Here is a 15327-nt window from a genome sequence, read left to right as displayed (position 1 = left end):
GAGCTTCCGCAACAATCGCGGGGTGTCATGACGACAAGGAGTGATAACGTGGCTAGAGTGATGTTGAATCATGTTTCCAAACGATACGGCCGATCCAGTCCTCCGGTAGTGAAGGATTTTCATTTGGAAATAGAAGACGAGGAGTTCATGGTTCTTGTAGGGCCTTCCGGATGCGGGAAATCGACGACTTTGCGAATGGTTGCCGGTTTGGAGCAGGTAAGCGCAGGTGAAATTTATATCGATAACAAGATGGTTAACGATATTCCCCCGAAAAAAAGAGATATCGCGATGGTTTTTCAAAACTACGCTTTATACCCGAACATGGACGTGTTTGAAAATATGGCGTTCGGGCTCCGTCTCCGGAAGATGGAGAAGAGCTTCCTGGAGTCGATGGTCAAGTCCACCTCGCGCACGCTTGAAATCGAGCATTTGCTGTCCCGCAAGCCGATGCAGCTTTCCGGCGGCCAAAGGCAGCGCGTTGCTCTCGGCCGGGCGATTGTGCGCAAGCCGCAAGTATTCCTGATGGACGAACCTCTGTCGAATCTCGACGCCAAGCTGCGGGTGCAGATGAGAGCGGAGATCGTGGACCTGCACCGAAGATTGGGAACGACGATGATCTACGTGACGCATGACCAGACCGAAGCGATGACGATGGGAACAAGGATCTGCATCATGAAGGATGGCTATATTCAACAAGTCGATACGCCGGAAAACGTCTATATGCGGCCGGTCAATATGTTTGTAGCCGGCTTTATCGGCTCGCCGCCGATCAATTTCATTCATGGCAAAATTATCGAACAGGACGGAGAACTCAAGTTCGATACGAAGCGATTTATTTTGAGCATTCCCGCACAGTTCGGCAAAGCGCTGAGGCAGCGCAATTTGATCGATCGATATGTCGTTCTCGGCATACGGCCGGAGTACGTGACGTTGTCCGACAGCATGGAACGTCAAGAAGAGCACATTAAGGCGACCGTGCACTTCTCCGAATTATTCGGAGCGGACCGTCACCTGCATCTCGATCTTGGGATTGACGAGAAAGTGATTATGCGCGTTCCGGCTTATGTGAGAATACCTGAAGGCGCAGGCATAGAAATTTCATTGAATACGGAGTATATGTTATTTTTCAATCGCGATACCGGGGAGGCCATCGGTTAGTTTCTTTTTGAAAGGGGTTACAGGAATGTCTTTTTTAATACCAAAGCGGATGATTGCCATAGGTTTTGTACTTGTGCTGATCATTCTGGCTGCGTCTTATTACTGGCCGGGACAGAAGGTTCGTCCGGTAAGGGGCGAGCCGATATACAGCGATGCCGATAACCCTTGGAATTTGCAAGGGGACGCGTATTCGCAAGTGCTGAGCGAGTGGATGAAGCGGGGGGCCCATGATGCGCAGGGACAAGACATATTTCTCTCTGCTGCGGATTACAGTACCGCCGCCGAGGGGATTTCGGCCATTAAAGAAGCAAAGGAAGGAAAAACGGACGTTCTTCTATTGGAGCGGGAAAACGACTGGGTGGAATATACCTTTACGGTTTCCGAAGCGGGGCTTTATCAGCTCCGGCTGCAAACGATGCCGCTTCCCGGTTCGCTGGAGCCGATCCGCTTCCGCTTGAAGGTCGACGGGCAATTTCCTTTCGACGAAGCGAAATATTTGGCGATAAGCCGCAATTGGAAGGACGGCATTTACCCCGCCGAGCAGGACGAAAGGGGCAACGATATACGGCCGCCGCAGCTTGAATTGCAGCAATGGACGGAACAGTGGGTTGCCGATGCCAAAGCCGAATATTACGAACCTCTACGGTTGTTATTGGACGCGGGCAAGCATGTCCTGAGGCTGGAAGCGAGCCAAGGGGCATTTTATTTGTCCCAATTGGCGGTCGCCGCACCGGAAAAAGTAGCTGCGTATAAAGAAGTGAAATCAGCCAATAACGCGGAACCGAAAGGCAGTATAGATGAAAACTGGTATGACACGATCGAAGCGGAGCAAATGGCGCTCAAATCGGATTCGTCCGTTCAAATGCAGGCATCTTATGACGATCTGGCATACCCGCCCTCCAAGGGGAAAATCATCTTGAATGAAATGGGCGGCGACCGCTGGAAGCAGGGAGGCAAGTGGGCCGAGTGGTCTTTCGAGGTTCCGGAGGATGGCCTATACGAGCTGCAAATGAAGGTTAAGCAGTCCTATACAAAAGACGTGTCCAGTTTTAGACAAATTAAAATCGACGGAAAGGTTCCGTTTCGTGAGCTGCTTGCTTACCCGTTTCCGTACGGGCGCGAATGGCAGCTTGAAGTCTTATCGGACGGCGAGGGTAACCCGTTCGAGTTTTACCTGACGAAAGGAAAGCACACGCTTTCCATGAACGTAACCCAAGCGCCGCTGAGACTGGTAACGGAAGCGATGAAAGCGGCCATTGCCGAGCTTCAGGATATCAACGGCGCCGTAAGGCTTGTCACAGGCATTCGCGATACCGGTGTCGTAGACAAAAACCGGGATTGGAATCTGGAAGCCGCGATTCCCGGAATCGCGAAGCGTTTCGAACGGTTATCCTCCTTGCTGGAAGAGCAGATTTCCTATTTGCAAACGCTTTATGGCAACGATGCGAACGGCGCTTCAGGCATACGTAACTCGATCGACCAATTGCGGCAATTGGCGGTTAAGCCCGAGATTCTCGCCAGCCGGCCGGAAATGCTGCCGCGCATCCAAGAAACGCTCGGCATGTATATGGATCAAGCGGCTTCGCAGCCGCTCTCTTTGGACCAAATATATGTGACGAAGCCGGGTGTCGAGCTGGAGCATTTGCTGCCCGGCAGATGGAAGATGATGAAGAATACCATAACCACGTTTGCACGGACGTTTTCGCCGAACTACAACTACAAGGGACAGCGCAATCCGGAAGCGATCACGGTTTGGGTCAATCGCGGTCGCGATTATGTAACGCTCATGCAGCAATTGGCCGACGAGCTCTTTACGCCTGATACAGGCATTAGCGTCAACGTCAATCTGATGCCGAGCCAGCAGCAATTATTTCTAAGCCAATCGTCGGGGCGCCAGCCCGATGCGGCATTAGGGCTGGATGCGGCGACATCGGTTGATTTGGCCATGAGAAATGCGCTAGTCGATCTCCGGAAGTTTGCGGATTACGACGATATTGCCAAGCGTTTTCATCCCGGCTCGCTCCTGCCGTTTCATTACGATCATGGGGACTACGCCTTGCCGGAGACGCAATCGTTTAACGTGATGTTTTACAGGACCGATATTTTGCGGGAGCTGGGCCTAAAGCCTCCGGAAACGTGGGACGAGTTGTACGACAGCCTGCAGACGATTCAGCAGAAAGGGTACGATTTCTTTATGCCGAGCGGGAACGGGCTGCCGTTTTTTTACCAGAACGGCGTCTCTTTCTATACGGCTGACGGCTTGAAATCGGGCTTGACTACGCCGGAAAGCTTCCAAAGCTTTCGACAATGGACGGATTTGTATACGGTTTACGGCATCCCTAAGGAAGCTAATTTCTACATGCACTTCCGTAAGGGGACTATTCCGCTCGGCATATCCGATTTCAACACGTATTTGCAGCTGACGATGGCGGCCCCGGAAATAGCCGACAGTTGGGAAATGGCGCCGATTCCCGGCATGAAGAAAGATAGCGGGGAGGTCGAGCGATGGGCGGGAGGAAGCATTCAAGCCGGGATTATCATGAAATCGTCGAAGCGGTCCGAGGATGCTTGGCAGTTTCTCAAGTGGTGGACCTCGGCGGAGGTTCAGGCCCGCTTCGGCAACGATATCGAATTGTATAACGGGCTCGAATTCCGCTGGAATACGGCGAATCAGGAAGCGTTCAAACGGCTTCCTTGGCCCTCCAAGCAATTATCCGCCATTTTGGAGCAATGGAAATGGTTTAAAGAAATTCCTAACGTGCCTGGCGGCTATTTTACGGCTCGCGAGCTGTCCTTTGCCTGGAATCGAACGGTGCTTAGCGGCGTCAATTACCGGGAATCGCTCGAGCAATCGATTCGGGAGATTAACCGGGAGCTGCTGCATAAGCAGCAGGAGTTCGGATTTGTCGATAAAGACGGAAAGGCGCTGAAGGAATTGGATATTCCGGTTATCGACCGGGCATGGGAGGGAGGAGAGCGATGAATACCGGAATCGCCAAGAGGAAATTATCGGCATGGAATGCGGCAGCGGCTGCCGGGAGAGTGAAAAAGCTGGGCTTGGACATGCGGAAGAGCTGGTTGTCTTATCTGTTCATCGCTCCCTTCTGCATTACATTCATCGTTTATATTATGATCCCGACGGTGGCGGCTATCGTTCTTTCTTTTACGCGCTTCAATTCGGTCGAGCCGCCTGAATTCGTAGGCTTGCTGAACTATAAGGTGCTGCTGACCCAGGATTTGATCTTTTGGAAATATGCGATACCGAATACGTTTCTGTTTGCGGTTGTCGTAGGACCCGTAGCGTACGTGCTGTCCTTCGGGCTTGCCTGGCTGATTTCCCAACTTCCGTCCAAAATCAGGTTATGGTATACGCTGGCGATGTATACGCCTTCCTTAACAGCGGGTATCGCCATGGGCGTCATATGGCTCGTTCTGTTCAGCGGCGACCGACTCGGCTATTTGAACAGCTTCCTGCTGCAGCTCGGGATCATCGATACGCAGCAGCTCTGGACGACCGATCCCAAGTTTTTGATGAAGATCATGATTATCGTCACGTTATGGTCGAGTATGGGGGTAGGTTTTCTGGCTCTGCTTGCCGGTATACAGAATGTCGACCCTACACTCTACGAGGCGGGGAGGATCGACGGCATCAAGAGCCGGCTTCAGGAAATTTGGTACATTACGATTCCGGCCATGAAGCCGCAGATGCTGTTCGGCGCCGTCATGGCGACCGTCGGCACGTTCAAAGCGGGAGCGATCAGTACGGAGCTGTCCGGATCGAATCCGAGTCCGCAATATGCCGGGCATTTGCTGATCAATCATATCGACGACTACGGATTTATCCGCTACGAGCTCGGTTACGCCTCTACCATATCGGTCGTTCTGCTGTTGGTCATCTATTTTACAAGCAAGCTGTGCTGGAGATTGTTCGGTTCGAAGGAGGATGAATAACCGATGCGGGGGCTTTCTTTGAGGCGGATATTTCGTATCAGCAAATTTCAAGTGTTTCTGGTAGCAGGTCTTACCCTGCTTGCCGTGTTTATGCTGCTGCCGATCGTTTATATTGTCAACCATGCGTTTAAGCCGTTCCATGAATTGTTCTTGTACCCGCCGACATTTATCGTAAAACAGCCGACGGTGCAAAACTTTTACGATTTGCTGCTGGTCACGCAAACGTCCATCGTCCCGATGAGCAGATATCTGTTCAACAGTATTTTCTCTACCGGACTGAACGTGCTGGCTACCCTGTTGTTTAGCGTATTATGCGCTTATCCGTTGTCCAAGCATAAGTTTCCGGGGAAAAATCTCATTTTCTCCACCATCATTCTGTCGCTGATGTTCGCGCCGGAAACGGTGCAAATCCCGCGTTATTTCGCCGTAAGCGAAACGGGGATTATGAACACCTATCTGGCCCATGTTCTTCCGCTCGTGGCAATGCCGGTCGGCGTATTCCTGATGAAGCAATTCATCGATCAATTGCCCGACGCGTTATTGGAAGCCGCCAAATTGGAGGGCGCCAACGAATGGACGGTTTTCCTTCGTATCGTCATACCGCTGTGCATGCCTGCCGTGGCGACGATCGGGATTTTGGCGTTCCAATCGTCTTGGGGCAATGTGGAAACGTCCACGTTGTTTACGGAGGATGAAACGATGAAGACGCTGCCGTTTTATGTGTCGACACTGACGAGCGGACTTGCCAACAATGTGGCGAATCAAGGGGTGGCTGCCGCTGTTTCCCTTCTTCTGTTCATACCGAATTTCGTCATCTTCCTGCTGCTTCAGCGAAAAGTGATTTCCACGATGGCGCATTCGGGCATCAAATGAGGGGAGAGACGATCGGTTTATCGCCAAAGGAGGTATCGAAGCTTGTTTATACGTAAATGCTGCATGGCTGTCATGGCCGCGGTATGGATCTGCATGGCCGGAGCCGGAACAGCTGCCGCCGCTCCTCCTTATAAGACGTTCTCTTACGATGCGGAAGGGCGGAGATTTGCGGTGCAGCCGGCATACATACCCGAAGGGTATCTCGGCTTTCAGCTGGTGCCGCGGCAGGAGGAAGCGAAAGGCGGAGGGCCGCCCGGACTTAACGGGCCGGAAGACTTGTTCGTCGGCGCGGAGGATCATCTATACATTGCCGATACGGGGAACAGCCGGATCATTCATCTGGACGCGAACGGCGCTTTCGTATCGGTTATCGGGGCGGAACCGGAAGGGAAAGGGAAGCTGCTGGAGCCTAACGGCGTTTTTGTAACGAAAGAAAAAACGATCTACGTGGCGGATACGAAAAACAAACGGATTGCCGTGTTCGATCCGTCCGGCACATTCGTTCGCGAATATTTGCGCCCGCAAAGCGACTATATTTCCGGTACGCTGCAATTCGAGCCGACGAAGGTCGTTGTCGATAAACGAGGCTTTATGTATGTTACGCTGCGAAACGGCTATCAAGGAGTTATGCTGCTGAGCCCGGAGGGAGAGTTTCAGGGCTACTACGGCGCGAACCGCGTGCCGTTCAAGGCCGTAGATTCGCTCAAACGGATGTTTTATACGAAAGAACAGCTGGCTAAAGAAGTGACCAAGCTGCCCGGAACGGTAAGCAATGTCGCGATGGATGCCGGGGGGTTCGTGTATACGTCCAGCGTGGCGGTCGCCCAGGGGCAACTCAAGAAGCTGAATTACGCCGGCAAGGACTTATTGGGCGAGAAGGTATACGGAGGAGAAGAGCTGAAAATCGATGAAGAGCGATTGTTCGTCGATTTAACGGTGGACGGCAAAGGGAACATCAGCGCGATCGACGCGCAGACAGGCGTCATCTATCAATACGATGCCAACGGCGAGCTGTTATTCGCATTCGGCGGGAAGAACGAAGGAATCAACAAGCTCGGCCTGTTCAACTATCCTTCCAGCATTGCCGTCAATTCCAAAGGAAAGCTGTATATCGTCGACAGAACCGCGAATATGATTCAAATTTTCCATGCCAGCGAATTCGCGGAGCTCATTCATCAAGCTACGGCGCTTACTTTGGACGGTAAATACGAAAAGAGCGCCGGCATATGGAATCAGGTGCTTCACTTGAACGGCAAATATTTCAAAGCGCATCTCGGATTGGCCAAAGCCCACTACCAGAAAGGCCAGTGGAAAGAGGCGCTGCAGGAATTCAAAAAGGCCGGATCGGTTGCCGGCTATTCGGAAACGTATTGGCAGTATCGGATGGTTTGGCTGCAAAAGCATTTTACGGAAGCGTTTATCGGCGCTGCAGCCGCATTATTGACCGTATATGCCGGATATCGCCTGTTCCGCCGCAAGCGGCTCGAAAGGAGGGGACAGCATGGGGACGCAATTGCTGCAGGCGCTGCGGATCTTGAAGCATCCGGTGACCGGCTTCTGGGAGCTTCGTTACGAGAATAAAGCGGGGATCGTTACGACCTTGCTGATGATATTCGCGGCCTATTTCGTGACCCTCGGCTCGGAGCTGACGACAAGCTACATTTTTTATCCGGTGGAGAACAAGTTCGTAGACCCTTTCGTCATCTTTATCAAAATCGTCGTGCCTTTCGCGACTTGGGTCGTGGCGAACTATTTGGTCAGCTCCATTATGCGCGGTCAAGGGCGGCTTATCGACGTTTTGAACGGCAGCGCTTATGCGCTGATGCCCTATATTTTATTCACCATGCCGCTCGCGATCGTATCGAACGGGCTGACGCTGTCCGAAGCCGCGATTTATTCGTTCTGCCGCGCCGTTATTTATGGCTGGTGCGCCTTTTTGTTCTTCGTTTCCGTGCGGGAAGTGCACAATTATGAAATGGGTGAGACGGCGCTCAATATTTTCTTGTCGATTCTGTTCATGCTTGCGATTTGGATATTGCTTGTCATTTTCACGGGATTAACGGGTCAATTGTTCGACTTTATCAATCAAATCTGGGAGGAGGTATCGATTCGATGAAGCGGGGGATAACGATCGGCCTTGTGGCGATTGCTATAGCAGGTGCGGGAGTTCTTGCCAGCTTCGGTTGGCAGGCGGAGGCCGTCTCAAGCGGCGTGAACGGCAACCGTACGGAAAATGCGACCGGGGAGCAGGAATCGTCCGGCTTGGTGAAGCTGGAAGCCGAGACTGGGGGGCGGGAACAAACCGGCTTGAAGCTCGCAGCGGACGACACTTCCTTTAAGCTGATCGCGGAAAGCGCGGGTTTGCAGCTGTCGATTAACGGGATGGGCCAGGTGTCGATTTACGATAAGCGGAACGGCGTACAGTGGAGAAGCAACCCGGATGCCGAGGCGATGAGCAAGGAAACCGCGCAAGGGCATTGGAGGGGCAACCTGCAATCGGCCTTCTATGCGGAATATGTCGATCAGTCGCTCGCCGTATTGAAGCAGCAGGTCGGCAACGCGCAGGAGCTGGAGGCGCAGGTCTCATTCCGGCAGCTGCCGGAAGGCGTCGAGCTAACGTACGACTTGCGGAAAATCAATATCAGCTTTACTTATGTCATCTCACTTAAAGACGATTATTTGGAGGTAGCCGTTCCGGCCGACCGGATCGATGAAGCGGGAAATTACCGGCTGACAAGCTTATGGGTATTGCCGTTCCTGGGCGCGGCGCAGACCGCGGATGCCGACGGTTATATGTTCGTTCCGGAGGGCGTCGGCGCCGTTATCCCTTTCAATAACGAAAGGCAGCTGCCGTTCCGGTACTCGACGCGCATCTACGGTCAGGATCTTGCGGTCGGCGTGACAAACGAGGCGTCTACAGGCGCATTGATGCCCGTTTTCGGCATGGTTGCCGGGCAAAACGCCGTTCTAGGCATTATTTCGGAGGGCGCTCACTCCGCCAAAGTGAATGCCACGCCGAGCGGGCTATACACGACTTTTAATTGGGTCGGGCCGCAATTCGTCTATCGGCAGGACTATTACAAAAGAACGAGCCGATTCGGCGAGGGATTCCAAATATTCGAAAAGGAACGGAGCCTCGGGAATAGCGCTGTCCGCTATTACTTTCTAAGCGGCGATCAGGCCGATTATGTGGGGATGGCGGCCGTTTACCGGAATTATTTGATGGAAACGGAAGGCTTGAAGCGGATTCAAGGCGCCGAAGACGAGCTTCCCGTGGATTTGCAGCTTCTGGGCGGCGATCTGGAGCCCGGCTTGTTTAAACGCAGCTTCGTGACGATGACCACCTTCGATCAAGCGCGCGAAATCGTCAAGAAGCTTAAAGGCTCGGGAATCGGGCGAATGAATGTGTCGTATTCGGGGTGGTCGCAAAACGGGCTGCACGGCTCCCAGCCGAAGCGTTTTCCTGCGGAGGAGGGCTTGGGCGGAAATGACGGCTTGAAGCGATTGGTCGACGAAGTGCAGCGGCTCGGCGACCGCTTTTTTTTAACGAACGATTACACGGCTGCTTATTCGGAAAAGAACGGCTTTAACCCCCGGGTGGATGCCGTCCGCGACATCGACGGCAGAGTGGTGGAGCAGCAGCTGCCGCTAGGCAACCGCTTCTCGCTCGTCAACCGGAGCACGATGCATGTTATTCGGCCGCGGCTGGCAATGGACTACATGACGGAAGATCTTGAGAAGTATAAACAATTGGGGATCGACGGTCTGGCGTTTGACGGCCTTGCCTCGCATTTGTTCTCGGATTATTCTCCTTCGGAGCGTAACACCCGGAAGGATACCGCAGGCATTTACAAAGACATGCTGAAGAAAGCGCAAGATACGTTAGGCCAAGCGGTTGTCAGCAACGGGTACGCCTACGCGCTTGGACATGCCGATCATATCAGCTCGCTTCCGATCGATGCCAATTATGAGCTGCTGGCCGAGAAGACGGTGCCCTTCTATCCGATTGCGCTGCACGGCCTTGTCTCTTATTCGGGCAATCCCGGCAATTTGCGCAATGAAAACCGGCTGGAGTTTCTCAAGTCGCTCGAATACGGCGCCGTTCCTTCGTATCTTCTGACCTATGAAGACTCTTCCTTGCTTGACGATACGCTTAGCAAAGGAATCTACAGCAGCCGCTTCGACGGTTGGATCGGCACGATGACGGAAGAAGCTCAGCAAATGAACGAGGCGCTTGGCGATGTGCAGGATAAGTGGATCGTCGAACATACGGAAAAGGCCCCGGGCGTGTTCGCAACGACATTTGAGGGCGGCAAAACGATCCTTGTCAATTACAATTCAAGTCCCTATCTAACAGGCGACGTGCAGGTTCCACCGCGCGATTTTATCGTCCTTAAAGGAGGGAGGAGCGGGTGAACGCCGTACTGAGAAAGATGATTCCATATGAGAAGAGACAAGCGCTCGTCGGTTATTTGTTTTTGCTGCCGTGGCTGGTCGGGCTTTGCGCGTTCGTGCTGTACCCGTTAGGGTATTCCTTCTTTATGAGCTTTCACAAAGTCAGAATCACGTCGGACGGTCTAGGAATGAAGCCGGTCGGCTGGGACAACTATAAGTACGCCTTTCTGCAGGATAATCAGTTTGTGCTGATGTTCGCTGCCGTATTGAAAGAGACGTTGATGTATATCCCGATTATTACGGTCTTCGCTTTATTTGTGGCTGTACTGCTCAATTTCAGGTTTCCGGGCAGGATGCTGTTCCGGGCGGTCTTTTTTCTGCCGGTTATTTTCGCCACGGGGCAGGTACTGACGGAAATTTTCAATCAAGGCGCCGGCGGGCTCGATATTTTGGTGAAGTACGACGTGGCCTCGTTTATTCAATATAATTTGCCGAAGTTTTGGGCGGAGCCGTTATTGAATGTGCTGCGCGCGTTTGTCCTGATTTTATGGTACTCGGGGGTGCAGATCATTATTTTCATCGCCGGTTTGCAAACGATCGGCCGAACCGTATATGAGGCGGCGACAATCGACGGCGCTTCCCCTTGGGAAACGTTTTGGAAAATAACGCTGCCTGCGATTTCTCCTTTTATCGTATTGAATATGCTCTACACGATCGTCGATCTGTTCACGTTTCCTTTTAATCCGATCGTATCGTGGATTTCATGGAATATGACCAATTCCGGCACCGGATACGGCTACGCCAGTGCGCTTGGATGGATTTATTTCACAGCGGTTTTTCTGTTAATTCTCGTTGTCCTCGGCGTGACGAAAAAGTTCGTCTTTACGAGAGAAAGGTAGGAAGACGCCATGAGCGCCAGACGAATTGCCCTTGGTTTGAAGCATGTGCTGTTCGGCAGGAGCGAGCGAAGCGGGCTGCTTGCCAGACTGCTGCTGTATCTCGTATTGCTCGACGTGGCACTGCTGTATTTGACTCCGATCCTCTATATGATTTCTACCATGTTTAAAAATTCGACGGATTTGCTCGATCCGACCGTTCGCTGGATTCCGCGGGCGCTGGAGTGGGAAAATCTGCGAATGGCGTGGGAGGGGCTGCGGTTTCCCAAGACGTTTGCGAATACGATCGTTTTGGCCGGAGCCGGCGCGGTCTTTCAAGTCGTCTCTTGCTCGATTGCCGGTTATGCCTTTGCGCGTTTCAAGTTTCCGGGCCGCCATCTATTGTTCGGGCTGCTCATTTTCAGCTTCCTGATTCCGCCGCAGACGGTGATGGTGCCGTTATTCGCGCTGATGAAGGAATCCGGCTTGTTGAATACGAAATGGGCGATTCTGGGACCGGATTTATTCGGACACGGTATTCGCGGCTCTTTATTCGTTATTATTTTTCGCCAATTTTTTCGCACCTTGCCGTTTGAGCTGGAGGACGCGGCACGAATCGACGGCGCAGGCCCGTTCAAGCTGTTTCTTAAGGTTATGGTGCCGCTGGCCGTTCCCGCGATCGTCGTCGTGTTTATTTTCTCGTTTATTTGGCATTGGAATGAAACCTATTTAACCGGCATGATGGTCGGGGCCGACAATATGACCTTATCCAACAGCTTGTTCAAGATGACGGAGGTTTTGAAGCAGTTGGCTGGCAGGACGGCCGAAGTGAACGAAACCGTAAAAATGGCCGCTTCGTTCCTCATTATTTTTCCGCCGCTGATCTTGTATGCCATCACGCAGCGCTGGTTTATTGAAGGCGTGGAACGAACGGGGCTTGTCGATTAACCGATAACATGACGAAAAGGGGAAAAACCAGATGAATCACGTTCAAAAAATCGCTTTACGGCCGCTTCCAGGCAGCAAAAGCACCGAGCTTTTACGCAATCCGGACAGAGGGTTCCGCTTGGAGATCGCGCTCGACGTCGGGCGAAATTATAATTCGCATGTTCCGGAGGTTTCGGGGACTACGGCTTTTTTGCAGAAGCATTATGAAGATTACAAGGGCGATTGCCCGATGCTTGCCCAAACGTATTTTTATCTTTCCGCTTACGAGAACAAAGACTTGGACGATATCGCTTTCGATACGATGCAGATTTTTTTGGATGAATTGCGGCAAATGGGGATGCGTGCTCTTCTAAGGTTCGCTTATCAGATGGGTTATTACGGACCCGAGTGTGCGGACAGGGATCAAATGCTTAGGCATATGGAGCAATTGGCGCCGTTTATACGCAAAAACAAAGATGTCATTCATGTATACCAGGCGGGATTTATCGGCTCTTGGGGAGAGTGGCATTCATCCAAATACGAATTCGACCGCAAGGAAATGCTAGAGAGCATTTTGCGTATGGTGCCTGAGGAGCTGCAGGTGCAAGTTCGGCTGCCCGAATATAAAGGTTTGCTCGGAAACGATCACCCGCAGTATAAGCGGGTAGGGTTTCATGACGATTTTATTGCAATAAAGCCAAACAGCGGGGATGGAGGACTGATTCCGGGTTCGGCCCAATACGCGCAGTTCTGCGAGGAGTCTCCTTTCCTCTTGATAGACGGCGAGCTTCCATGGGGCGAATGGTCGTTCGGGGATGGCTGGTACATCGACCCTTACGGGACGATTATGCGTCTCGCGGAGCATCATTACACTTCCTTGAGTCTGATTCATAACAACCGTGAGGAGTATTATCGGCAGGGCGACGATGACGGGAAATATTCGATGGAATATTGGAAGGAAATCGGCATCGATCCATCGTGGCTGCAGCTGAACAGGCTTCCTTATGCGGACGCCTGGTTTTTGGACGAGCATGGAAACGAGATTCGCCGAACGACTTTCGACTATATCCGCGATCATTTGGGCTATTACTTGCAGGCCGGCAGGCTGGAAATTGGGATGCTGCGGGAGAAGCAATTGGCGTCGCTTACGCTGGAACTCCGGAATTACGGCTTCGCCGCGCCGCACGGACTGGAATCTGCGGCGTTCGTATGGATCGACCAGCAAGGAAATGAAATACAGGCTTCTTCTGCCGGGGACCCGAGGCATTGGCATCCGCACGAGCCCGGAGACGCCAAGAGAAGCTTGCTTGCGCATGTCGTTCAAGCGAGTCTTCCCTTGCCCGAGCATGCAGGCGTATACCGATTAGGCTTGAAGATCGGCAACTCCGCGGGGCATTCGGTCCGTATAGCCAACGACATCCCGTTCGTTCAGGGGGTAAACGTGCTGACCGAGGTCGAATGGCAGGCATAGCTCGGGACGATCGGTGAAGACGCGAATTCATACTAAATTCATATCAAAGCTTTTATACTTGAGCTGTTCGATTAAGCGCTTTCAAGCTTGGCGACCGTACGTACATGTACCGATGCATTTTTGGGGAAACGGAGGGGGAACAGGCGGTTTATCAACAGCAGAGGAACAGGACTTTGCAAGGAGCAGTATTACCTACAAAAATCATGAGGTGAACGTATCCATGAAAAGAATGATTTCGATAGCGCTACTATCCGTACTCTTTCTAATTATGATCGCCGGATGTTCAAGCAATGACGCCAAGCAGCCATCGACGACCGAACCTTCAACCGCGCCATCAGCTAAGCCTACGGCTGAAGAAGGGAAAGACAAAGGAAAATCCGATCCCGCTTCATTCTCAGGCGAAATCAGCTTTATGACGCCTTGGCCTCACTTGCAAGCGCAGCTGGAAGAGGTTGTGAAGGCATTTAACAAGACGTATCCGAACGTGAAAGTCAAGCTTGCATTCGGCGGCGAGGCGGATTTGACGAACATGGTTACGAACGGGATCGCTCCCGAGCTGTTCCTTACGGGCACTCCTTTAACGAACGTCAATTTCATCAAAGACGGGATCTACGCGGACTTGACGCCGTATTTGACGAAAGCTCCGGATTTGAAAAAAAAATTTCCCGATACGAATAAAGCGCTGGTTACCTACAATGAGAAAATGTACGGGCTGCCATTCGATACGATGACGTTATTTCCGATTTTCTATAACAAAAAAATACTCGATCAGTATGGAATGACGGAATTTCCTAAGTTAAAAACGCTTGCGGATATCGACGCTTTCTTCAAAAAGTTTTGGGTTGTCAAGGACGGGAACCAGGAGATGACCGGCCAACTGCCTCATATCATCTATAATTCCATGACTGCGTTCACCACATTTGCATACGCGAACGGAGCGGACGACAAAACCTTCTGGAACGCCGAAACGAAAACGGTAAATTTCAGCGATCCGAAGGTGGTCGAAGCGCTTGAGTGGATGGTTCGGTTTAAACGGGAAAATATCGATGATGCGCGCATGCAAAAGATGAATCAATCTTTCCCTAAGGATACCGATGCGTTCATTAATGAAAAACAAGCGATGGGCTTGCTGCTGCCGGCTTCGGCAAAGTTTTATTTGTCCAAAAATCCGGAACTGCAGCTGGGAGTAGCGTCAATGCCGGAGGATGCGCTTTATATTTCCGGGCAAAGCGTGATGCTGGTCGGCCCGAGCAAAAACAAAGATCTTGGCTGGGAATTTATGAAGTGGCTGACGTCGTCAGAGGAAGGAACATCCTCCTTTGCGAAAAATCTGGGCTTTGTCCCGGCGTTGAAAGACAATTCTTATGTGGCATCGCTGTCGGATCCGCTAGAAAAACAAGCGGTTGAGCTTTCTGCGAAAGCGAAGAAAGTGCAGTTTATTATTCCGGTTGATATCTCCGGAGAATTCGAAAAACTGTTCGGGGATGTCATGGCAGGCAAGATGGAGCCGAAAGCTTTCCTGGATCACATGACGCAATATACGCAAAATTTGATTAAAGAAGCGAAGTAGCGGCTAGCCATCCATAGAGGCTTGACGGGTTCCGCCGGTTTTCAAGTTAATCGGCATGTATATCGCGGATGAGGTTCTAAACCTACGGTAAATGCCGGCGTCAAAGA

General features: G+C 51.9%; 11 protein-coding genes. All 11 read left to right on the top strand.

Going from position 1 to position 15327, the window contains the following annotated elements; all coding sequences use genetic code 11:
• Positions 1 to 48: 48 nt before the first annotated feature.
• The 11 genes from DQG23_RS21840 (at position 49) to DQG23_RS21790 (ending at position 15220) form a co-directional block, all read left to right on the top strand.
• The gene (locus tag DQG23_RS21840; RefSeq protein WP_113033006.1) at positions 49 to 1158 is read left to right on the top strand and encodes an ABC transporter ATP-binding protein; all 1110 of its coding nucleotides are present in this window, start codon (positions 49 to 51) and stop codon (positions 1156 to 1158) included.
• Between the two features lie 25 nt (positions 1159 to 1183).
• Positions 1184 to 4141 carry an extracellular solute-binding protein gene (locus DQG23_RS21835; RefSeq protein WP_113033005.1) on the top strand — a complete coding sequence of 986 codons (2958 nt, stop codon included), beginning with the start codon at positions 1184 to 1186 and terminating at the stop codon, positions 4139 to 4141.
• Positions 4138 to 5109 carry a carbohydrate ABC transporter permease gene (locus tag DQG23_RS21830; protein WP_113033004.1) on the top strand — a complete coding sequence of 324 codons (972 nt, stop codon included), beginning with the start codon at positions 4138 to 4140 and terminating at the stop codon, positions 5107 to 5109. The genes DQG23_RS21835 and DQG23_RS21830 overlap by 4 nt, the downstream gene beginning before the upstream one ends.
• Positions 5110 to 5127: 18 nt before the next feature.
• Positions 5128 to 5982 carry a carbohydrate ABC transporter permease gene (locus DQG23_RS21825; RefSeq protein ID WP_238177971.1) on the top strand — a complete coding sequence of 285 codons (855 nt, stop codon included), beginning with the start codon at positions 5128 to 5130 and terminating at the stop codon, positions 5980 to 5982.
• Between the two features lie 42 nt (positions 5983 to 6024).
• A complete protein-coding gene (locus tag DQG23_RS21820; RefSeq protein ID WP_146762354.1) occupies positions 6025 to 7563 on the top strand; it encodes a 6-bladed beta-propeller in 1539 nt (512 codons plus the stop codon).
• Entirely contained in the window at positions 7484 to 8098 is a 615-nt protein-coding gene (locus tag DQG23_RS21815; protein ID WP_158560630.1) for a YIP1 family protein, read from the top strand. Before DQG23_RS21820 ends, DQG23_RS21815 begins: the two co-directional genes overlap by 80 nt.
• A complete protein-coding gene (locus tag DQG23_RS21810; RefSeq protein ID WP_113033000.1) occupies positions 8095 to 10398 on the top strand; it encodes a DUF5696 domain-containing protein in 2304 nt (767 codons plus the stop codon). The genes DQG23_RS21815 and DQG23_RS21810 overlap by 4 nt, the downstream gene beginning before the upstream one ends.
• Positions 10395 to 11276: a carbohydrate ABC transporter permease gene (locus DQG23_RS21805; RefSeq protein ID WP_238177970.1), complete on the top strand. Its 882-nt coding sequence runs from the start codon at positions 10395 to 10397 to the stop codon at positions 11274 to 11276. Before DQG23_RS21810 ends, DQG23_RS21805 begins: the two co-directional genes overlap by 4 nt.
• Before the next feature lie 9 nt (positions 11277 to 11285).
• Positions 11286 to 12200, top strand: a complete 915-nt coding sequence (locus DQG23_RS21800) for a carbohydrate ABC transporter permease (protein WP_113032999.1) — start codon at positions 11286 to 11288, stop codon at positions 12198 to 12200.
• 31 nt (positions 12201 to 12231) lie between these two features.
• On the top strand, positions 12232 to 13650 hold the full coding sequence (locus DQG23_RS21795) for a DUF4874 domain-containing protein (RefSeq protein ID WP_113032998.1): 1419 nt from the start codon (positions 12232 to 12234) through the stop codon (positions 13648 to 13650).
• Between the two features lie 220 nt (positions 13651 to 13870).
• Positions 13871 to 15220, top strand: coding sequence for an extracellular solute-binding protein (locus tag DQG23_RS21790; protein WP_158560629.1), 1350 nt, complete (start codon positions 13871 to 13873; stop codon positions 15218 to 15220).
• Positions 15221 to 15327 lie beyond the last annotated feature (107 nt).

This window comes from Paenibacillus contaminans (assembly GCF_003285015.1).
In the GTDB taxonomy this organism is placed as follows: domain Bacteria; phylum Bacillota; class Bacilli; order Paenibacillales; family NBRC-103111; genus Paenibacillus_V; species Paenibacillus_V contaminans.
This window is presented reverse-complemented; position numbering and strand designations above follow the sequence as displayed.